The organism is Pseudomonas sp. FG-3G (assembly GCF_901007645.1).
GTDB lineage: Bacteria > Pseudomonadota > Gammaproteobacteria > Pseudomonadales > Pseudomonadaceae > Aquipseudomonas > Aquipseudomonas rhizophila.
This window is the reverse complement of record NZ_CAAKGZ010000045.1, coordinates 288,053-308,631: the sequence shown is the minus strand read 5'-3', so window position 1 is coordinate 308,631 and position 20,579 is coordinate 288,053. Positions and strand designations below refer to the sequence as shown.

Here is a 20,579-nt window from a genome sequence, read left to right as displayed (position 1 = left end):
TCCTTAGCTTAAGCCGCATCGCGCTTGGCTTCGTTGCGGTACGCCTCTACCGCCGCGATCAAGGCCTGGAGAATCGCCGCGCTGTCGCCAATCACCGACAGGTCTGCCCGTTTGATCATGTCGCAGCCCGGATCGAGGTTGATCGCCACCACCTTGTCGCAGGCGCCGATGCCCTGCAGGTGCTGGATAGCCCCGGAAATCCCCACCGCGACGTAGACCCGCGCCGTAACCCAGGTGCCGGACGCGCCAACCTGGCGATCCCGCGCCATGAAGCCATCGTCCACCGCTACCCGCGAAGCACCCTCGGTGGCGCCCAGGGCCGCAGCGGTCTGGTGGAACAGCGCCCAGTCCTTGACCCCGTTGCCGCCGGAAAAAATGAATTCGGCTTCGGCCATCGGGATCGCGCCCGGGTCCACCGCCACCGAGCCCAGGTCTTCGATGCGCGACAAGCTGCGGGCCACGCTTGTGGATAACTCCACCGGCAAGGCTTCGTGGCGGGTTTCGCTCACCGGTTCGGCGCATTCGGCCGCGGCCAGGATCAACCGTGCCAAAGGCCGCGCCAGGTCTTGCAGGCCGGCACCGGCACGACCGATGCATTCCTCACCCTTGACCTGCCAGACCCGCGTGGCCGGGCGCTCGCCCAGGGCTGCGGCAAACCGCCGGCCCAGTTCGCCGCCACCGGTGCGGCTGTCAGGCAGCAGCCAATGGCGTGGATTGAATTGGTTATCCACAGCCCGCAGGCCCTGGACTCGCTGTTCCGGTGAATAACCGCTGAACGCTTCGCCTTCCAATACCAGCAAGCGGTCGACACCGGCCGTGGCGAAGGTGCTTTCCTTGTGCTCGCCGAACACCACCGCCAGCACCGCGCCGTCGGTACCGGCCAATTGATGGGCCAGGCCCAGCAGATCGCGGTCGTGGCTGCTGAGACGACCGCCCACCATGTCCGGCACCACGCAGATATAAAACGCCGGTTGCGGCACCTGATGCAGCGGCAATTGCACTTCAATTGCCGCAGTGCGCTTGGTCGCGCCGCCCTGCTGGGCGCCGCTGCGGTCGATACGCTTGATGCCGTTGGGGCCGATGAATCCGACACCATGAACGTTCTTGCGGATGACACCGTTGGGACCCATCCAGCTGTGCTGGACCGGTTGCATGGCCGCGTGCAGTGGGTGCAGGCGGTTACGGGCGATCCACTCGGCGCGAGGGTCGCGGCGGATGATGTCGCTCATTAGTGCACCTCCGCAGGTTCACGTTTGGCCGGAGCCGCTGGTTTGTTCGCAACCGCGTCTTCGAGCAGAGCGTCGGCCACCAGTTCAGCGATGTCCTTGATCATCGGGCGTGGCTCAACCACACCCTCTAGCATCGCGGTGCACTGTGGACAACCTACTGCCACCAGTTCGGCGCCGGTTTCGCGGATGTCTTCCATGCGCATGTCGGGGATACGCTGCTTGCCCGGAATGTCAGTGATCGGCGCGCCGCCGCCACCGCCGCAGCAACGGGAGCGGAAACCGGAACGCTGCATCTCCTTGATCTCAATGCCCAGCGCACGCAGCACTTGGCGTGGTGCCTCGTATTCGCCGTTGTAACGGCCCAGGTAGCACGGGTCGTGATAGGTCACGCTGTCGCCCTTATGCTGGCCGAGGTTCAGTGCGCCGGCCTCGATGACTTCTGCCAGGTAGGTGCTGTGGTGCTGCACCCGGTAGTTGCCATCGAAGGCGCCGTATTCGTTTTTCAGCACGTGGAAGCTGTGGGGGTCGCAGGTGACGATCCGGTTGAAGCTGTATTTGCCCAGGGTCTGGATGTTGCGCTTGGCCAACAGCTGGAAGGTCGCTTCATCACCCAGGCGCCGGGCCACATCGCCGCTGTCGCGCTCTTCGAGGCCGAGCACGGCGAAGTCGATGTTCGCCGCCTTGAGCACTTTGACGAAGGCGCGCAAGGTGCGTTGGTTGCGCATGTCGAAGGCACCGTCGCCGACCCAGAACAGCACGTCGGTGGATTTCACCTCGCTGAGCAGGTTCAGGTTCAGGTCCGCCGCCCAGTTCATCCGCCCGCCCGGGGCGAAGCCGCCAGGGTTGTCGGTGGCGATGAGATTTTCCAGTACTTCAGCGCCCTTGTTCGGCGTGGCGCCTTTTTCCAGGGTCAGGTGGCGACGCATGTCGACGATGGCATCGACGTGCTCGATCATCATCGGGCATTCCTCGACGCACGCCCGGCAAGTGGTGCAGGACCACAGCGTCTCGGCATCCACCAGGCCGTTGACGATCGGCTGGTGTGGGTTGCCGCTGTGTTCGCCCACCGGTTTACCCCTGCCGTCAAGGGATGGGTAGGGGCTGCCGGCGAATTTCGCATCGGTGCCGCCGGCCAGGCCGACGACCATGTCCTGGATGAGTTTTTTCGGGTTCAGCGGCTGGCCGGCGGCAAAGGCCGGGCACGCGGCTTCGCACTTGCCGCACTGCACGCAAGCGTCGAAACCGAGCAACTGGTTCCAGGTGAAATCCTTGGGTTTCTCAACGCCCAACGGTGCTGCGGGGTCGTTCAGGTCCAAAGGTTTGAGACCGGTTGAGCGGCCGCCACCAAAGCGTTCGGCGCGGCGGTGCCAGGCCAGGTGCAGGGCCCCGGCAAAGGCATGTTTCATCGGCCCGCCCCAGGTCATGCCGAAGAACATTTCCGACACACCCCAAAGCACGCCCAGGCCCAACAGCGCCACCAACACCCAGCCCCCGAAGTCGGCCGGCAAGATCCCGGCGACCGGCAAGGTCACCAGGAAAAAACTGATGGAAAACGCGAACAGGCTCTTGGGCAAGCGCATCCATGGCCCTTTGGACAGCCGTGACGGTGGATTGCGACGACGCAGGGCAATGAAGATCGCGCCGCTGAACATCAGCAACGTGGCGAACAGCAAGGCATAGCCCAGAATGCGGTTCTGCAGGCCGAAACCATGCACCAGAATCGCCAGCAGCGCCGCCAGCACAAAACCACCCGCCGTGGCGACGTGGGTGTTGGCGATGTATTTGTCCCGCGCCACCACATGGTGCAAATCCACCATGTAGCGCTTGGGCATGGCGAAAAGACCACCGATCAGGTCGACCTTGGACGGTCGCCCCCGGCGCCACATGTTCACCCGCCGCAAAGCGCCAAGGACCGCAAGGCCCAAGGCAGCGAACAGCAGGATGGGAAGAAGGGTGTTCAGCATGGTGAAGCTCCCAAAGACCTCAGGTCTTGCAGGTCGAGATGCCTTACTCGGTTCCTGTGGGAGCGAGCCTGCTCGCGATTCAGGCGCCGCGGTGCCTCAGGCAGACCGCGTTATCGTTCATCGCGAGCAGGCTCGCTCCCACAGGGCTATGTGCAAGCCGTTAGAAATCCTTGCACAACCGCAGCGCGTCGTAGATGGCGGCGTGGGTATTACGCTGGGCCACGCAGTCGCCGATGCGGAACAGCAGGTAGCCATCGCCGCTCTGCTCCAGGCACGGTTGGGGCTTGATCGCGAACAAGGCTTCGACGTCGATCTGGCCCTTGTTGCGCGAACCTTCCTTGAGCGCGTAGTAGATTTCTTCATCCGGCCGCACGCCGTTTTCCACCACCACCTGATCCACCACGCGCTCTTCCTTGGCACCGGTGTATTCGTTCTCCAGCACCGCCACCAGCTTGTCGCCTTCGCGGTAGACCTTCTCCAGCATCATGTCCCCGGTCATGATCACTTCCTTGGGGTACATGCTGCGGTAGTAAGTGGGGAACGAAGTCCCGCCAATGGCCACGCCCGGCTTGATGTCGTCGGTAACGATTTCGACCTGGCTGCCCTTGTCGGCGAGGAAGTCGGCCACCGACATGCCGGTGAATTCACAAATGGTGTCGTAGACCAGTACGTTCTTACCCGGTGCAACCTTGCCATCGAGCACGTCCCAGCTGCTGACCACCAGCCCTTCGGCGGCGCCCCAGTGTTCGTTCTGCTCGAGGAATGGATGCCCGCCGACGGCCAGCACCACCACATCCGGACGCAGGTCCATGATGGTCGCCGCGTCCGCCGCCACGCCCAGGCGCAGGTCGACTTTCAACCGGGCCAGTTCCAGCTGGAACCAGCGGGTAATGCCGGCGATCTGGTCCCGTTGCGGGGCTTTCGAAGCGGTGGTGATCTGCCCGCCAATGAATTCCTTCTTCTCGAACAGGGTCACGTCGTGGCCACGTTCGGCGGCCACACGCGCCGCTTCCATCCCGGCCGGGCCGGCACCGACGACGACCACTTTGCGCTTGGGCCCGGTGGATTTTTCGATGATGTGCGGCACGCCCATGTATTCACGGGAGGTTGCAGCGTTCTGGATGCACAGCACATCCAGGCCCTGGTACTGGCGGTCGATGCAGTAGTTGGCGCCGACGCACTGCTTTATCTGGTCGATCTGGCCCATCTTGATCTTGGCGATCAGGTGCGGGTCGGCGATGTGGGCACGGGTCATACCGACCATGTCGACGTAACCGCCCTCGAGGATCCGCGTGGCCTGGTTCGGGTCCTTGATGTTCTGCGCGTGCAGCACCGGAACCTTGACCACTTCCTTGATACCGGCGGCCAGGTGCAGGAATGGCTCCGGTGGATAACTCATGTTCGGGATAACGTTGGCCAGGGTGTTATGGGTGTCGCAACCCGAGCCCACCACACCGATGAAATCCAGCATTCCGGTGTCGTCGTAGTACTTGGCGATCTGCTTCATGTCCTCGTGGGACAGGCCGTCCGGGTGGAACTCATCACCGCAGATGCGCATGCCCACGCAGAAGTCGTCGCCCACTTCGGCGCGTACGGCTTTGAGCACTTCCAGGCCGAACTTCATCCGCCCCTCGAAGCTGCCGCCCCATTCGTCGGTACGCTTGTTGACCCGCGGGCTCCAGAACTGGTCGATCATGTGCTGGTGCACGGCGGACAGCTCGACGCCGTCCAGGCCACCGGCCTTGGCACGCCGTGCCGCCTGGGCGTAGTTACCGATCACCCGCCAGATTTCTTCCGGCTCGATGGTCTTGCAGGTCGCACGGTGCACCGGCTCGCGCACGCCGGACGGCGACATCAGGGTCGGCCAGTTGAAGCCGTCCCAGCGCGAGCGACGCCCCATGTGGGTAATCTGGATCATGATCTTGGCGCCATGCTTGTGCATGGCGTCGGCCAGGTTCTGGAAGTGCGGGATGATGCGGTCGGTGGACAGGTTCACCGAGCTCCACCATTCCTGCGGGCTGTCGATGGCAACCACCGACGATCCACCACAGATCGCTAGGCCGATGCCGCCCTTGGCCTTCTCTTCGTAATACTTCACGTACCGATCGGTGGTCATGCCGCCGTCGGTGGCGTAGACCTCGGCGTGGGCGGTGCTGAGCACGCGGTTGCGGATGGTCAGTTTGCCGATCTGGATCGGCTGGAACATTGCTTCAAAAGCCATGGCGCGATCCTCGACTTACAACGGCTTGACGATGAACAGGCCGTCGTCGTGGCCTTCTTCGGAACCGCCGTAGACCTGCTCGGCCACGGTGCGGATCGAACTGCCACGGGCGGCGAGAATCTGGTCCATGGCACCAGCAAACCAGCCGGTGAACATGTAGTCGACCTTGCGCCCGACCTTGCCGTACACGTAGACGAACGCCGAGTGTTCCAGCTTGACGCTGGCGGTGCCTTTATCCAGGTCGATGTCCTGGATCTTGAACAGGCCCCAACCGCGCTGGGACAGACGCTTCATGTAGTGCTCAAACACCGCGACGCCTTCCAGGCCATGGCATTCGGCTTCTTTTTCACACCAGTGCCAGGCGGATTTGTAGCCGGCCTTGTAGAGAATCTCGGCGTAGGCGTCGGCGCCCAGCACTTCTTCGATGCCCATGTGGTTATTGACGAAAAAGTGCCGCGGCACGTAGAGCATCGGCAGGGCATCAGAGGTCCAGACACCGGTTTCACTGTCGACTTCGATAGGCAATTGAGGGGCGATTTTGGCCATGGAAACTTAACTCCGGAAATTCGTGGTATGCCTGCGGCGCTAATGGCCGCAGGTTAAGGATTCAGTGATGCGGCGGCTTTATTCGCCCCAGACGTCTTTCAGGACGTTGACCCAGTTCTCGCCCATGATCTTGCGCACCACCCGCTCTGGATGGCCGCGCTTGAGCAGCGTCTCGGTGAGGTTCGGGAACTCGCCCACGGTGCGGATGCCCAGGGGGTTGATGATCTTGCCGAAGCTGGTCAGCCGACGGGCATAGCCTTTGTCGTGGGTCAGCATTTCGAAGAAATCCTGACCGTGACCCTGAGTGAAATCGGTGCCGATGCCGATGGCGTCCTCACCGACGATGTTCATGGTGTATTCGATGGCCTCGGCGTAGTCGTCGATGGTCGAATCGATGCCCTTGGCCAGGAACGGCGCAAACATGGTCACGCCGACAAAACCGCCGTGGTCGGCGATGAACTTCAGTTCTTCATCGGATTTGTTGCGCGGGTGCTCCTTCAGGCCCGAGGGCAGGCAGTGGGAGTAGCAGACCGGTTTCTTCGATTCGAGGATGACCTCTTCGGAGGTCTTGGAGCCGACGTGGGACAGGTCGCACATGATGCCGACCCGATTCATCTCGGCGACGATTTCACGACCGAAGCCCGACAGGCCGCCGTCACGCTCGTAGCAGCCGGTGCCCACCAGGTTCTGGGTGTTGTAGCACATCTGCACCACGCCAACGCCGAGCTGCTTGAAGATCTCGACGTAGCCAAGCTGGTCTTCAAAAGCGTGGGCGTTCTGGAAGCCAAAGATGATGCCGGTCTTGCCTTGAGCCTTGGCGCGCTGGATATCGGCGGTGGTTTTCACCGGGATCACCAGATCGCTGTTTTCGCGGATCAGTTTCTGGCTGGCCACAATATTGTTGATGGTGGCCTGAAAACCCTCCCACACCGACACCGTGCAGTTGGCGGCAGTCAGACCGCCCTTGCGCATGTCTTCGAACAGGTCACGGTTCCACTTGGCAATGATCAGCCCGTCGATAACGATGCTGTCGGCGTGCAATTCGGCTGGGCTCATCAGGCAGTCCCCTTTTGTCAGCGATTCATGCGCCGAATCGTGTGCCGGCGCTTTGGGGCCAGCATATGCCTCGGTGCATTGGCGACCGGGTGCAAAAACGACAGGGGAATTGCCGAAAGCGTCAATCCACGACAAAGGGCTATGAGCGGGCCACCCTACCCGTCTGTTCTTTACCCGAGGCTTACGCCAGAATCCGCCGCATCACTGGCTTTCACTGGACTCGAGCGGCAACACAATGAAATCAATCATCCTGGCTTTGGCCCTGATCAGCACCGTCGCCCACGCGACCGAAGACACCGAACACAACCCCTGCGACGCCGTGGAAAACGACGTCCAGACCCTGGCCTGTTCGGCCTACGGCAAAGCCGCCGCCGAACAACTGCTCGCCGACAACCTGCAGAGCCTCTTTGAGCGCCTGCAAACCCTCTACGCCGACAACAAGGCCCAGCTCAACGACATCACCAGCAAAATCAGAGTTGCCCAACAACTGTGGCAAAAACAACGCGATGCCGACTGCGCCATCGCCGCCTTCCCGGCCAAACCCGGCAGCGAAGCCTACAAAATCGCCGAAAACGACTGCATGGCCCAGGTGAGTGATGACCGGTCGGAGTTTTTGGAGTCGATTGGGCAGGAGTGATGCTTCAGAAGCCGTTTAGCGCGGTAAGCTGCTTGCATCATTGGCAAAGGAATTCACATGAAAATCTGCGGCATCGAAATCAAAGGCAGCGAAGCGATCATCGCCGTTGCCTCGCTGGATCAACAGGCGTTGAGTCACGTCGTGCTGAATACCAAGAAAATCGCCCTGGACGATGATGACGAGGCCGCCAACGTCAAGGCGTTCGCCGCCCAGGTCCGGGCGTTCGTGGTGGATAACGGTATCGACCGCATCGCCATCAAGAAGCGCAGCAAGAAAGGCGAGTTCGCTGGCGGGCCGACCACGTTCAAGATCGAAGGGGTTTTCCAGTTGCTTGAGGGTTGTGAGGTGACGCTGCTGTCGCCGCAGACTATCAATGCGCAGAACAAGAAACACGACTTCGCATTGCCCGCGACGCTGAACAAGTATCAGCATGAGGCTTATAAGGCGGCGTGTTCGGCGCTGGTGAAGAAGTAAGCCTCTTTCAGCCAAACACTGCACTTGCGGCAGTTTTTTGTGTGGGAGCAAGGCTTGCCCGCGATACAGGTGCCTCGCTCTCCCATGCACCGCGCCGCTTTCGTCGCGGGCAAGCCTTGCTCCCACACTTCCCCCTCGCCACTGGTTCTTTGCGTGGCAGCTTACCGAGCAGGATCAGCTCTGCTGCTTGCGATACCCCTTCAACCAATCCGCAAACGCTTTGTCCTCCAGCGCATAACCACCCCGATTGGACTTCCACACCAGTTCCTTGTCACGCAGGGCATCGATGCAGGATTGGATGGTTTGAGTGCCGGGCACGACTTCGCTTCCCATACTGCTAAGCACCTTGCCCACAGCTTCCAACGTTGAATCGGTGAAGGGCGCAAAGGGTTCGTTGTTTTGCGAGCGCTCGGCCATGACCTGCAACACGGCCCGTTGTGGCACCGTCAGGGCATTCCAGGCGCTTTCAAATTCGGTCCAGACGCCGGCGCGCAGCATTTCGGCGCTGCTGCGCAGCAATTCGCCCAAATGACTCGCCTCCCCCAGCTCCAGGGCAATTTCGCCAATGACGCTACGTAACATTTCAGGGCGGCGCCCTACCAGCTCAAATGCCTGGTCGAGGTCATCAGCATTGAACTGGTTGGTTTGGGCCAGATGAGCGTTCAAATGGGCGGCATAGGCTTTGGTGAACTCCTTGCCCAACAGTGGGAATGGCGTGATGCTGGAACCATAGAAGGGTTGATTGCGGCTGAGTACCAGATGAGCGAGCTTGTCGCGATTGGAGCCGGTGAACACCAGGCGCAGGCCGCTGGTAGCGTCTTCACGCCCCTGGTTGAGTTGATCGCGGGCGGCCTTGAGGCCGAACATCGCATTGACCCCGGCCTCGGTGGTCAACGCATGCTGGGCTTCGTCGATCACCAGCACCACGGTTTTATCGGCAGCGCTGTGCAATAACTCCAGCGCCTGGGTCAGCGTCGCACCTTCAGGCAGTTGCGGCAGGCTGAAATCCCAGGACAACGTGCGCAAGAAGCTGAGTTTGTCGATGCCCATGGACTTGGCCAGCTTGCGAATGCCCTTTTCATAAGGCACCAGCGCTGCGGCAATAGCCGAGGCAATCAGGTCGGCAGGGTCTTTTTCCTTGTTGGCCCACAAGTCGACGTAAACAGCGAGCCAGCCACGCGTCTCGCATTCGGGAATCAAGTCTTCGCGCAGGAAGGTACTTTTTCCGGTACGTCTCGGAGCGGCCAGGAACAGGCCTGAGGTGTAATCCTGGATCCCGGCGCCGACCAGCCCATCGACAATATTGCGGGCCAGATCTGGGCGCCGAAAGACAAAACCGGGGTGCTTGGACATGGTTTTATACTCAATTATGGCGACAGGTATAATTTATAGTCGCGAGTATAATTGAGTATAAAAGCCTGTCAAACCACCTCCCGCCCATCCCCCTGGCGCCGCCGATCTTCCCGCGGGCACCGTTCAAACCTCGCTCGATAACTGCGGGTGAAGTACGACGGTGACTCGAAACCGCAGGCGATGCTCACTTCCAGCACACTCATGTCGGTCTGGCGCAACAGTTGCCGGGCCTTTTCCAGGCGCAGGCGCAGGTAGAAGTTGCTGGGAGTGTCGTTCAAGTGCAGGCGGAACAGGCGTTCGAGCTGGCGGCGGGTGACGTTGATGGATTCGGCCAGGGCCAAGGTGCTCAGGGGCGGCTCGCTGTGGGTTTCCATCTCGCCGATGACGTGCACCAGTTTCTTGTTGCGAATGCCATAGCGGCTGGCAATTTCCATGCGCTGGTGGTCTTTGCGCGGACGGATGCGGCCGAGCACGAATTGTTCGCTGACCTCAATCGCCAGTTGCGGGCCATGGGCCTGGCCGATCAGGTCCAGCATCAGGTCGATGGACGCGGTGCCGCCGGCGCAGGTGATGCGCCTGCGGTCAATTTCGAACAGTTCCTGGGTCACACTCAGCTGTGGATAAGATTCCTTGAACGCCTCGATCGCTTCCCAGTGCAGGGTCACACGATGCCCTTCCAGCAGCCCCGCCTCAGCCAGGACCACACTGCCGGTGTCGATGCCGCCCAGGGTGACGCCCTCGTTGTCCAGCCGATGCAGCCAGCGCTCCAACGCCGGGGTCACGAACTTGAGCGGTTCGAACCCCGCCACCACCCAGAGGGTCGCGCCTTTCTTCAATGACTCCAACGCGGCATCGGCGTTGACCGACATGCCATTGCTTGCCAGCACCGCCCCGCCATCGGCGCTCAACACATGCCAACGGTACAACTCACCGCGAAAGCGGTTGGCGACCCGCAACGGTTCGATGGCCGAAATGAAACCGATGGCCGAAAAACCCGGCATCAACAAGAAGTAGAAATCCTGGGACATGTAGCGCACTCGGTTGGCGGGTAGCGTGCGCTCCTTGATACGCCACAGGTCGCTGCAGTGCAAGAGCGAGTCGCCGCTGTGCGTTTTGCCGGCGGGCTGGCTGCGTAACTTGGCATTACCGGCGCGCAGATGCCGGAACCCATAACAAAGACTGCCGAGGAACCCGACATGAAACGACTGATCAGCTCCTGCGTTCTTGCACTCAGCACCACCACCTTCCTGAGTTCCGCTGCGATGGCGGCCGATCCCGCCGCGTGCCAGAACGTGCGCCTGGGTGTGGTCAACTGGACCGATGTCATCGCCACCAGCGCCATGACCCAAGTGTTGCTCGACGGCCTCGGCTACAAGACCAAACAGACCAGCGCCTCCCAGCAAATCATTTTCGCCGGCATCCGCGACCAGCGCCTGGACATGTTCCTGGGCTATTGGAACCCACTGATGACCCAGACCATCACCCCGTTCGTCGAGGCCAAACAGGTCAAGGTCCTGGAGCAACCCAGCCTCAAGGACGCCCGCGCCACCCTGGCCGTGCCGACTTATCTGGCCGACAAAGGCCTGAAGACTTTCGCTGACATCGCCAAATTCGAGAAAGAACTGGGCGGCAAGATCTACGGCATCGAACCCGGTTCCGGCGCCAACACCCAGATCAAGGCGATGATCGCCAAGAACCAGTTCGGCCTGGGCAAATTCCAACTGGTGGAATCCAGCGAAGCCGGCATGCTCGCCGCCGTGGACCGCGCCGTGCGCCGCAAGGAAGCCGTGGTGTTCTTCGGCTGGGCGCCGCACCCGATGAACGTCAACGTGCAAATGACCTACCTCACCGGCAGCGAAGACGCCCTCGGCCCGAACGAAGGCATGGCCACCGTATGGACCGTCACCGCGCCGGACTACGCGCAAAAATGCCCGAACGTCAGCCGTCTGCTGAGCAACCTGACATTCACCGCCGAAGACGAGAGCCGGATGATGCAGCCACTGCTGGATCACAAGGACCCGCTCGAATCGGCCAAGCAATGGCTCAAGGATAATCCGCAAGACAAGCAACGCTGGCTCGAAGGCGTCACCACCTTCGATGGCAAGCCTGCCGCCGACAACCTGAAACTGACCAGCAACTGAACAAACGCCATCCATCTGCGCAGCGCCAATCGGCTGCGCAGTGACTCATCACGCCTTTAAGGAACCTGCACCATGAACCACGACGTCATCATCACCTGCGCACTCACCGGTGCTGGCGACACGACCGCCAAAAGCCCACACGTGCCGGTCACCCCGAAACAGATCGCCGCAGCCGCCGTCGAGGCCGCCAAGGCCGGCGCCACGGTGGTCCACTGCCACGTTCGCGATCCGCAGACCGGCAAGTTCAGCCGTGACGTGGCGTTGTACCGCGAAGTGATGGAGCGCATCCGAGAGGCGGACGTGGACATCATCGTCAACCTCACCGCCGGCATGGGCGGCGATCTGGAGATCGGCGGCGGCGAAAATCCCATGGAGTTCGGCCCCAATACCGACCTGGTGGGCCCACTGACCCGCCTGGCCCACGTCGAGGAGTTGCTGCCGGAAATCTGTACCCTGGATTGCGGCACCCTGAACTTCGGCGACGGCGACACCATTTATGTTTCCACCCCGGCGCAACTGCGGGCCGGGGCCAAGCGCATCAGCGAACTGGGGGTCAAGGCCGAGCTGGAGATCTTCGACACCGGCCACCTGTGGTTCGCCAAGCAGATGATCAAGGAAGGCCTGTTGGACAACCCGCTGTTCCAGCTTTGCCTGGGCATCCCGTGGGGAGCGCCGGCCGACACCACCACCATGAAAGCCATGGTCGACAACTTGCCTGCCGACGCGGTGTGGGCCGGCTTCGGCATCGGCCGCATGCAAATGCCGATGGCGGCCCAGGCGGTGCTGCTGGGTGGCAACGTGCGGGTCGGCCTGGAAGACAACCTGTGGCTGGACAAAGGCGTGCTTGCCACCAATGGCCAACTGGTGGAACGCGCCAGCGAAATCCTCAGCCGCCTCGGCGCGCGCGTGCTCACCCCGGCGGAGGGGCGCAAGAAGATGGGTCTGACCACCCGCGGCTAAACCCAACCGACACCTTCCCCTGTGGGAGCGAGCCTGCTCGCGATAGCGGTGAAACAGGCGACTGATGTGCCGACTGACACAGCGCCATCGCGAGCAGGCTCGCTCCCACATTTAGATCAGCGAACCCTTTCAGGAACTCACCATGAGCTTTATCACCGACATCAAGACCTTCGCCGCCCTGGGCAGCGGTGTTATCGGCAGCGGCTGGGTCAGTCGCGCCCTGGCCCATGGCCTGGACGTCGTGGCCTGGGACCCGGCGCCGGGTGCCGAGGCAGCGCTGCGCAAACGCGTGGCCAACGCTTGGGGCGCACTGGAGAAACAAGGCCTGGCACCCGGCGCCTCCCAGGATCGGCTGCGCTTTGTCGCGACCATCGAAGAATGCGTGCGCGACGCCGATTTCATCCAGGAAAGCGCCCCCGAGCGCCTTGAACTGAAGCTTGAGCTGCACGGCCAGATCAGCGCCGCCGCCAAGCCCAATGCGCTGATTGGTTCCAGCACATCGGGACTGCTGCCAAGCGAGTTCTATGAAGGTTCCACCCACCCGGAACGCTGCGTGGTCGGGCACCCGTTCAACCCGGTCTACCTGCTGCCGCTGGTGGAAGTCGTCGGCGGCAAAAACACCACGCCCGAAGCGGTACAGGCCGCGATGCAGGTGTACGAATCCCTCGGCATGCGCCCACTGCATGTACGCAAGGAAGTGCCCGGTTTCATTGCCGACCGGTTGCTCGAAGCGCTCTGGCGCGAAGCCCTGCACCTGGTCAACGACGGTGTGGCTACCACCGGCGAAATCGACGATGCCATCCGTTTTGGCGCCGGCTTGCGCTGGTCGTTCATGGGCACGTTCCTGACTTACACACTGGCCGGTGGCGATGCCGGAATGCGCCATTTCATGGCTCAATTCGGCCCTGCGTTGCAGTTGCCGTGGACCTACCTGCCGGCGCCGGAGCTGACCGACAAGCTGATCGACGATGTGGTGGACGGCACGAGCGAACAACTGGGCAGCCACAGCATCTCGGCCCTGGAGCGCTATCGTGATGATTGCCTGCTGGCAGTGCTGGAAGCGGTGAAGACCACCAAAGAAAAGCATGGGATGGCCTTCAGCGAGTAAACCTTGGCTTTTTGGATCAGCAGGTTCGGCCCCATCGCGAGCAGGCTCGCTCCCACAGGATTTGAGGTGTGAATGCGATCTGTCTCACCCAGAAGTTCATTGTGGGAGCGAGCCTGCTCGCGATAACGCCAGCCCAGTCACCACAACTGTCGGAACCAGAAACATGCCCACCCTCACCACCTACCAAACCCGCATCCTCCCCGAATGGGTCGATTACAACGGCCATCTGCGCGATGCCTTTTACCTGTTGATCTTCAGCTACGCGACCGACGCACTGATGGATCACCTGGGCATGGACAGCCAGAACCGCGAAGCCAGCGGCCACTCGCTGTTCACCCTCGAACTGCACTTGAACTACCTGCACGAAGTGAAGCTCGACGCCCAGGTCGAAGTGCGTACACAGATCATCGGCCACGACGCCAAACGCCTGCATCTCTACCACAGCCTGCACCTGGTCGGCGGCGATAAGGAACTGGCCGGCAACGAGCAGATGCTGCTGCACGTCGACCTGGCCGGCCCGCGCTCGGCGCCCTTCACGGAACAGACCCTGGGCAAGCTCAAAGCCCTGCTCACGGAGCAATCCGACCTGTCGCCGCCGGCCTACATCGGCCGGGTCATCGCATTGCCACCGGCCCGATAAACCCCGAACAGGAGATCGCCATGAACACCGCCGCCGCTTTTGCCGACTTCCGTCGTTACCCCCTGATCTGTGGATTGACCGCAGTGACGCCCTTGACCGACCGGGTGCAGGTCACCTGGGCCGACGGTCGAATCAGCCCCTTCCATCATCAGTGGCTGCGGGACAACTGCCCCTGCGCGCAATGCGTCTACACCGTGACCCGCGAGCAGGTGCTGGAAATCGTCGATGTACCTGAAGACCTGGCCCCCGGCGCGACCCGTCTCGACAGTGAAGGCTGCCTGTGCGTGGATTGGCAGGACGGTCACCAAAGCCGTTTCGACCCGGGCTGGCTGCGCGCCCATGCCTACGATGATCAGTCCAGGACTGAACGCCTGGCGAGCAAGCCCAAGCGCCAGCTCTGGCAGCACGACCTGCAACTGCCGGTGTTCGATTACCAAGCGTTGATGGACGACACCGATACGTTGCTGCAATGGTTGCTGGCGGTGCGCGACATCGGCCTGACCCAGGTGCGCGGCGTACCCACCGAACCCGGCTCGCTGAAACTGATCGCCCAGCAGATTTCGTTCATCCGCCAGAGCAACTTCGGCGTGCTGTTCAACGTGCAATCCAAGGCCGATGCCGACAGTAACGCCTACACCGCTTTCAACCTGCCGCTGCACAGCGACCTGCCCACCCGGGAGCTGCAACCAGGATTGCAGTTTCTGCATTGCCTGGTGAATGACGCCGACGGCGGCGAGAGCCTATTTGTCGACGGTTTTGCCATCGCCGAGGCGCTGCGCCAGGAAGACCCCGAGGCCTTTGCCGCGCTGTGTGAAATCCCGGTGGAGTTTCGCAACAAGGACCGCCACAGTGATTACCGCTGCCTGGCGCCCATCATCGCGCTGGATGCCCTGGGACAGGTCTTGGAGATCCGCATGGCGAACTTCCTGCGCGGGCCGTTCGACACCTCGGTCGAGCAGATGCCTAGACTTTACCGTGCCTATCGCCGCTTCATCGCCCTGACCCGCGAGCCGCAGTTTCGCCTGATGCAAAGGCTTGAACCCGGCCAGCTCTGGTGCTTCGACAACCGCCGTACCCTGCACGCCCGCAATGCCTTCGACCCCGCCACCGGAGCCCGGCATTTCCAAGGGTGCTATGTGGATCGCGATGAGTTGCTGTCGAAGATTCTGGTACTGCAAAGGTAGACCGCGTCATCGTTCATCGCGAGCAGGCTCGCTCCCACAGGCGTTCTGTGTCGTGCACAAGACCTGTGGGAGCGAGCCTGCTCGCGATAGCGGTCTGTCCAACACCCCATCACCCTCTGATTCACCCAGGCAAAAAAATCCCCGATCAAGCCGTGACTGGATCGGGGCAGTTGCGTTACTGGAGGAGCTGTTGCGCGAGGGTGACCAAACCGTCGTGATTCAGCTTGGGGCCAGTGTGCCCAGTCCGGGACAGCCGGAGTTAGCCGAAAACGACCTGCTCATAGGTATCCGGGCCATGCCGACAGTTTGCCCTTGCCGCCGCTTCGACCGGCTACCAGAATCGAGTCACGACCCCAATCCCTGAACAAGGAAAAGCGTCATGATGCACGCCGATTTGATCGACCAGGAAGACCTGCTGGGCCAGCTCAAGGCCCTGGGGCTGCAAATACCCAGCGGCTCCACTGCCGAGCAGGCCTGCGAGTGTGCGGTGCGCGGGCTGGACACGGCCCGCGCCAATGAGTTGCGCATGATGGTCAGGAATATGTACACCAGCAGCGCCACCATCCTGCCCGCTGTGCGTCGGGCGATTGATCTGCAGCTGCTGCCGGCTTTGGCGGAGTATCAGAAAAACCAGAACGTCTGAAAAACCTATCGCGAGCAGGCTCGCTCCCACAGTGATTCGGTGTCGATCACAGAACCTGTGGGAGCGAGCCTGCTCGCGATTGACGGCGCCTCGGTCTTAGAGCCTCACACTGGCAAACGTCGACTCATTACGTGCCTGGCTCAACGCTGACAGCGGGCCGGACAATGGCGACAGCACCAGCGCCTGTGGCAGCGGCATCATCGCCACCTGCTGCGCGGTGTTGGAGCCGACGCGCTCGTCGCGCGGTGGAATGCCGAAGTATTCGCGGTAGCACTTGGAGAAGTGCGGCGTGGAAACGAAACCGCACACCGACGCCACTTCGATGATCGACATCGGCGTCTGCTTGAGCAGTTGCCGCGCCCGGATCAGCCGCAGCTTGAGGTAATAGCGCGACGGCGAGCAATGCAGGTATTTCTGGAACAAGCGCTCCAACTGGCGCCGGGAGACGGCGACGTACACCGCCAGTTCGTCCAGGTCGATCGGCTCTTCGAGATTGGCCTCCATCAGCGCGACGATTTCCTGCAACTTCGGCTGATTGGTGCCCAGCATGTGCTTGAGTGGCACGCGCTGGTGATCCTGCTCGTTGCGAATGCGCTCATAGACAAACATTTCGGAGATCGCTGCCGACAACTCGCGGCCGTGATCGCGGCTGATCAGGTGCAGCATCATGTCCAGTGGCGCGGTGCCGCCGGAACTGGTGAAGCGGTTGCGGTCGAGGGTGAACAGACGGGTGCTCATCGATACCCGCGGAAAGGCTTCCTGCATTGCCGCCAGACATTCCCAGTGCACACTGCAATCGAAGCCATCCAGCAGACCCGCGCAGGCCAAGGCCCAACTGCCGGTGCAGACCGCGCCGAGGCGCCGGGACTGACGGGCCTGGCTCTGCAGCCATGACACGTGTTCACGGGTGACGGTGCGCTGAATGCCCACGCCGCCACACACAATGACGGTGTCGATGGGCGGCGCTTTGTGCATGGCCGCGTCCGGCGTGATTTGCAAGCCATCACTGGCCCAGACCTGGCCGCCATCAACAGTGAGGGTGGTCCAGCGATACAGCTCACGACCGGACAGCTGGTTGGCCATGCGCAGCGGCTCCACCGCGGACGCCAGGGAAATGAGCGTGAAATTGTCCAGCAGCAAAAAGCCGATGGATTGAGGCGCACGGTTCTGGGGTTGGGCCCCTGAGTTGGACGTCGTCATCGCGGTATCTCCTCACACAAAGCAAGTGATGGCCTCAGGCGGAGGCTCTTTTTATTGGTTGTTGCCCTCGGTCTCTACGCAAGAGACGGGCTTTGCATCGATAGAGCAATTGCCATGCCTAAATTGAATGCGTGTTCAATAAATCCTGAAAACGACATCGCGGCCAGTCTAAATAAGGCACGCGATGAGTGTGGGTTATAGGTGCCATCAGGGGCGGCAGGCACCCGCCACCGTTGGCCGTGAGCAGAACGGTAGCACTTGTGGGAACTGGGCTGCGCCACTTGCGCAACCGGTATCACCACAGGTGCGAATGACGAACGGTCGAGGGACGAACAGCGGTGGGTCCGACAAACGGTGTCATGTCTGTTTGCGACGCGCTAAAAGGTGGCGCGTTTGTGGATCGGTGGGCATTTTGTGAGCGATATGCGATCGCCGCGGGCGAGGCGATCAGCACTCCACCGCACTGACCGCCAGTCCACCGCGCGAGGTCTCTTTATATTTGTCATGCATGTCGGCGCCGGTATCGCGCATGGTGCGGATCACCCGGTCCAGAGAGATGAAGTGCTGGCCGTCTCCGCGCAGCGCCATCTGCGCGGCGTTGATGGCTTTCACCGCGGCTATCGCGTTGCGCTCGATACACGGCACCTGCACCAGGCCGCCCACCGGATCGCAGGTCAGGCCAAGGTTGTGCTCCAGGCCGATTTCCGCCGCGTTGCACAATTGCTCAGGCGTCGCGCCGAGGATCTCCGCCAGGCCGGCCGCCGCCATGGCGCAGGCCGAGCCCACCTCCCCTTGGCAACCGACTTCAGCACCGGAGATAGAGGCGTTCTTTTTACACAGGATGCCCACCGCCGCCGCGCCGAGGAAGTAATCCACAACGTTGGCATCGGTGACCGCTTCGCTGAATTTCATGAAGTAATGCAGCACCGCCGGAATGATCCCCGCCGCACCATTGGTCGGGGCCGTGACCATGCGCCCACCGGCGGCGTTTTCTTCATTGACCGCCAGGGCGAACAGGTTGACCCATTCCATGGCGCTGAGCGTCGAGCCGATGACATTGGGCTTGTTCAGCTCTTGCAGGCTGCGGTGTAACTTGGCCGCTCGCCGGCGCACATTCAAACCGCCGGGCAAGATGCCCTCATGCTTGAGACCCTGCTCGACGCAATCCTGCATCGCCCGCCAGAGTTTCATCAGGCCGCTGCGGATCTCCTCCTCCGAGCGCCAGACCTTTTCGTTGGCCATCATGAGCTCGGCCACCCGAAGGTTGTGGGTGCTACACAACTGGAGCAGTTCTTCGGCACTGGAAAAATCGTAAGGCAGTTCAGTGACGTCCAGATCCACCACGCCGCTGGACGCCTGGGCCTGATCGACGACGAAGCCACCGCCGACTGAATAATAGGTGTCGCGGTGCAACTCGCCGTGGTCACCCTCGGCCACCAGCGTCATCGCGTTGGGGTGGAACGGCAGGTTTTCGTCAAGCAGGCGCATATCCCGGGACCAGACGAAAGGCACCGGCAGGCGACCGTCCAGCAGCAGGGTCTGGGTTTGGCGCAACAACTCGATGCGCGGGCCAATCTGCGACGGATCGATTGCGTCTGGCCACTCGCCCATCAAGCCCATGATCACCGCGTTGTCACTGCCATGGCCGATGCCTGTTGCTGACAACGAACCGAACAATTGCACCTCGATCCGACGCACATCGCGCAGCAGCGACTTCGCCCGCATCGCTTCAACGAACAGCGCCGCAGCGCGCATGGGGCCCACGGTGTGGGAACTGGACGGGCCGATACCAATTTTGAACAGGTCGAACACGCTGATTGCCATTGCCGAGAACCTCCAGAACAGGCACATCCGGGCGCAGGAGCGCCCGGTGGCGGAGCTGCTACGCTCAACGCCGGGATGCCCGCATCATCCGGCTTTTGCCAGGGCGTTCGACGTCTGACACCGACGCAATCATGCCCACCGACGTCGCCCGCCCTTTGCCCCGGTTTTACGACGTTTTTTGCGTATCAGAGGCCAGCCAAGGGTGAAAAAAATCTGTAAACGACGTCACTGACACTGGATGCGACCCTCCCTGTACTGGATACGACGCACCCTGTAGGCGACAGATTTGCACTGGTACATGATCGGTTACGGCTCGTTTGCAAGGCCGCGTGTCGAAGAGTGCCCACGCGCCACCAACCGCAACCCCAATAAGCGCGGTGGTCCTGACCGGACACCGCCGATAAAACACCAGGAGTCCACCCATGAAAGGTTCCACGCCGTTGTTGTTGGCCGCCATGCTGAGTCTTCCGATGCTGGCCAACGCTGCTGAACCCGCGCAGTGCAGCACCGTCAACTTCTCCGATGTCGGCTGGACCGACATCACCGTGACCACCGCCACCACCAGCGTGGTACTTGAGGCCCTGGGCTACAAAACCAAGACCACCATGATTTCCGTACCGGTGACCTACAAGTCCCTGGCCGACGGCAAGAACATGGATGTGTTCCTCGGCAACTGGATGCCGACGATGGAAAACGACATCAAGGCCTACCGCGAAGCCGGCACCGTGGATACGGTGCGGGCCAACCTGGAGAACGCCAAGTACACCCTGGCGGTGCCCGAAGAGCTCTATAACAAAGGGCTGAAGGATTTCGCCGACATCGCCAAGTTCAAGAAGGAACTGGACGGCAAGATCTATGGCATCGAACCGGGTAACGACGGCAACCGTCTGATCCAGAGCATGATCGACAAGAATGCCTTCGGCCTGAAGGACGCCGGCTTCAAGATCGTCGAGTCCAGCGAAGCCGGCATGTTGTCACAGGTCGATCGCGCCGAGCGCCGCAGCACCGCCGTGGTGTTCCTCGGCTGGGAACCCCATCCGATGAACACCCGCTTCAAAATGAAGTACCTCACCGGTGGTGACGAGTACTTCGGTCCGAATTTCGGCCAGGCAACCATCTACACCAATACCCGCAAAGGCTACGTCCAGGAATGCAGCAACGTAGGTCAGCTGTTGAAAAACCTGACCTTCACCTTGGACATGGAAAGCACGCTGATGGGCAACGTGCTTGACGACAAGATGAAGCCTGACGCAGCCGCCAAGGCCTGGCTGAAGAAAAACCCACAGGTACTTGATACCTGGCTCGCTGGCGTGACCACCATTGACGGTAAACCCGGCCTGGAAGCCGTGAAAGCCAAGCTTGCGCAGTAATGCTTTTATGCCGGGCGGGTTCGCTCGTC

General features: G+C 61.6%; 18 protein-coding genes. 9 read left to right on the top strand and 9 right to left on the bottom strand.

The genetic code is table 11. The features are described from left to right. Nucleotides 1-8 precede the first annotated feature (8 nt). The 5 genes from PSEUDOMOFG3G_RS27325 to PSEUDOMOFG3G_RS27305 form a co-directional block, all read right to left on the bottom strand. Complete coding sequence (locus PSEUDOMOFG3G_RS27325; protein ID WP_139048990.1) at nt 9-1,229, bottom strand: electron transfer flavoprotein subunit alpha/FixB family protein; 1,221 nt, start codon at nt 1,227-1,229, stop codon at nt 9-11. After that, nucleotides 1,229-3,193 (bottom strand): dimethylglycine demethylation protein DgcB, encoded by a 1,965-nt coding sequence (dgcB, locus tag PSEUDOMOFG3G_RS27320; protein ID WP_047230383.1) that lies wholly within the window; start codon nt 3,191-3,193, stop codon nt 1,229-1,231. Before dgcB ends, PSEUDOMOFG3G_RS27325 begins: the two co-directional genes overlap by 1 nt. Before the next feature lie 160 nt (nt 3,194-3,353). After that, nucleotides 3,354-5,414: a dimethylglycine demethylation protein DgcA gene (dgcA, locus tag PSEUDOMOFG3G_RS27315; protein ID WP_047230382.1), complete on the bottom strand. Its 2,061-nt coding sequence runs from the start codon at nt 5,412-5,414 to the stop codon at nt 3,354-3,356. 15 nt (nt 5,415-5,429) lie between these two features. Next, a complete protein-coding gene (locus PSEUDOMOFG3G_RS27310) occupies nt 5,430-5,960 on the bottom strand; it encodes a DUF5943 domain-containing protein (protein WP_030139308.1) in 531 nt (176 codons plus the stop codon). Between the two features lie 78 nt (nt 5,961-6,038). Continuing rightward, complete coding sequence (locus tag PSEUDOMOFG3G_RS27305) at nt 6,039-7,016, bottom strand: dipeptidase (RefSeq protein ID WP_047230381.1); 978 nt, start codon at nt 7,014-7,016, stop codon at nt 6,039-6,041. A 235-nt stretch (nt 7,017-7,251) separates the two neighbouring features. On the opposite strand from PSEUDOMOFG3G_RS27305, the gene PSEUDOMOFG3G_RS27300 reads away from it, so the two are divergent. Next, nucleotides 7,252-7,653 (top strand): lysozyme inhibitor LprI family protein, encoded by a 402-nt coding sequence (locus PSEUDOMOFG3G_RS27300; RefSeq protein ID WP_139048989.1) that lies wholly within the window; start codon nt 7,252-7,254, stop codon nt 7,651-7,653. A 57-nt stretch (nt 7,654-7,710) separates the two neighbouring features. Beyond that, nucleotides 7,711-8,127: a DUF3010 family protein gene (locus tag PSEUDOMOFG3G_RS27295; protein WP_139048988.1), complete on the top strand. Its 417-nt coding sequence runs from the start codon at nt 7,711-7,713 to the stop codon at nt 8,125-8,127. 174 nt (nt 8,128-8,301) lie between these two features. Here the strand turns inward: PSEUDOMOFG3G_RS27295 and PSEUDOMOFG3G_RS27290 are convergent, their stop codons facing one another. Next, complete coding sequence (locus tag PSEUDOMOFG3G_RS27290; protein ID WP_139048987.1) at nt 8,302-9,480, bottom strand: AAA family ATPase; 1,179 nt, start codon at nt 9,478-9,480, stop codon at nt 8,302-8,304. Between the two features lie 68 nt (nt 9,481-9,548). Next, a complete protein-coding gene (locus PSEUDOMOFG3G_RS27285; RefSeq protein ID WP_139048986.1) occupies nt 9,549-10,508 on the bottom strand; it encodes a GlxA family transcriptional regulator in 960 nt (319 codons plus the stop codon). Nucleotides 10,509-10,676: 168 nt separating this feature from the next. Here PSEUDOMOFG3G_RS27285 and choX point away from each other — a divergent pair, with 168 nt between their 5' ends. The 6 genes from choX to PSEUDOMOFG3G_RS27255 all read left to right on the top strand — a co-directional run bounded on the left by choX (nt 10,677) and on the right by PSEUDOMOFG3G_RS27255 (nt 16,156). Beyond that, entirely contained in the window at nt 10,677-11,621 is a 945-nt protein-coding gene (gene choX, locus PSEUDOMOFG3G_RS27280) for a choline ABC transporter substrate-binding protein (protein WP_047230375.1), read from the top strand. 72 nt (nt 11,622-11,693) lie between these two features. Beyond that, nucleotides 11,694-12,581: a 3-keto-5-aminohexanoate cleavage protein gene (locus tag PSEUDOMOFG3G_RS27275; RefSeq protein ID WP_139048985.1), complete on the top strand. Its 888-nt coding sequence runs from the start codon at nt 11,694-11,696 to the stop codon at nt 12,579-12,581. 142 nt (nt 12,582-12,723) lie between these two features. Next, complete coding sequence (locus tag PSEUDOMOFG3G_RS27270) at nt 12,724-13,689, top strand: L-carnitine dehydrogenase (protein WP_139048983.1); 966 nt, start codon at nt 12,724-12,726, stop codon at nt 13,687-13,689. Between the two features lie 163 nt (nt 13,690-13,852). Continuing rightward, nucleotides 13,853-14,329 carry a thioesterase family protein gene (locus tag PSEUDOMOFG3G_RS27265; RefSeq protein WP_076383395.1) on the top strand — a complete coding sequence of 159 codons (477 nt, stop codon included), beginning with the start codon at nt 13,853-13,855 and terminating at the stop codon, nt 14,327-14,329. Nucleotides 14,330-14,349: 20 nt separating this feature from the next. Beyond that, nucleotides 14,350-15,513, top strand: a complete 1,164-nt coding sequence (locus PSEUDOMOFG3G_RS27260) for a gamma-butyrobetaine dioxygenase (protein ID WP_139048982.1) — start codon at nt 14,350-14,352, stop codon at nt 15,511-15,513. Nucleotides 15,514-15,892: 379 nt separating this feature from the next. Beyond that, nucleotides 15,893-16,156: a hypothetical protein gene (locus PSEUDOMOFG3G_RS27255; protein WP_139048980.1), complete on the top strand. Its 264-nt coding sequence runs from the start codon at nt 15,893-15,895 to the stop codon at nt 16,154-16,156. Nucleotides 16,157-16,252: 96 nt separating this feature from the next. Here the strand turns inward: PSEUDOMOFG3G_RS27255 and PSEUDOMOFG3G_RS27250 are convergent, their stop codons facing one another. Both PSEUDOMOFG3G_RS27250 and PSEUDOMOFG3G_RS27245 read right to left on the bottom strand, forming a co-directional pair. Continuing rightward, entirely contained in the window at nt 16,253-17,356 is a 1,104-nt protein-coding gene (locus PSEUDOMOFG3G_RS27250) for a GlxA family transcriptional regulator (protein ID WP_047230369.1), read from the bottom strand. Between the two features lie 447 nt (nt 17,357-17,803). After that, nucleotides 17,804-19,180 (bottom strand): L-serine ammonia-lyase, encoded by a 1,377-nt coding sequence (locus PSEUDOMOFG3G_RS27245; protein ID WP_139048979.1) that lies wholly within the window; start codon nt 19,178-19,180, stop codon nt 17,804-17,806. A gap of 422 nt (nt 19,181-19,602) precedes the next feature. Here PSEUDOMOFG3G_RS27245 and PSEUDOMOFG3G_RS27240 point away from each other — a divergent pair, with 422 nt between their 5' ends. Further along, nucleotides 19,603-20,550 carry a choline ABC transporter substrate-binding protein gene (locus PSEUDOMOFG3G_RS27240; protein ID WP_047230367.1) on the top strand — a complete coding sequence of 316 codons (948 nt, stop codon included), beginning with the start codon at nt 19,603-19,605 and terminating at the stop codon, nt 20,548-20,550. Nucleotides 20,551-20,579 lie beyond the last annotated feature (29 nt).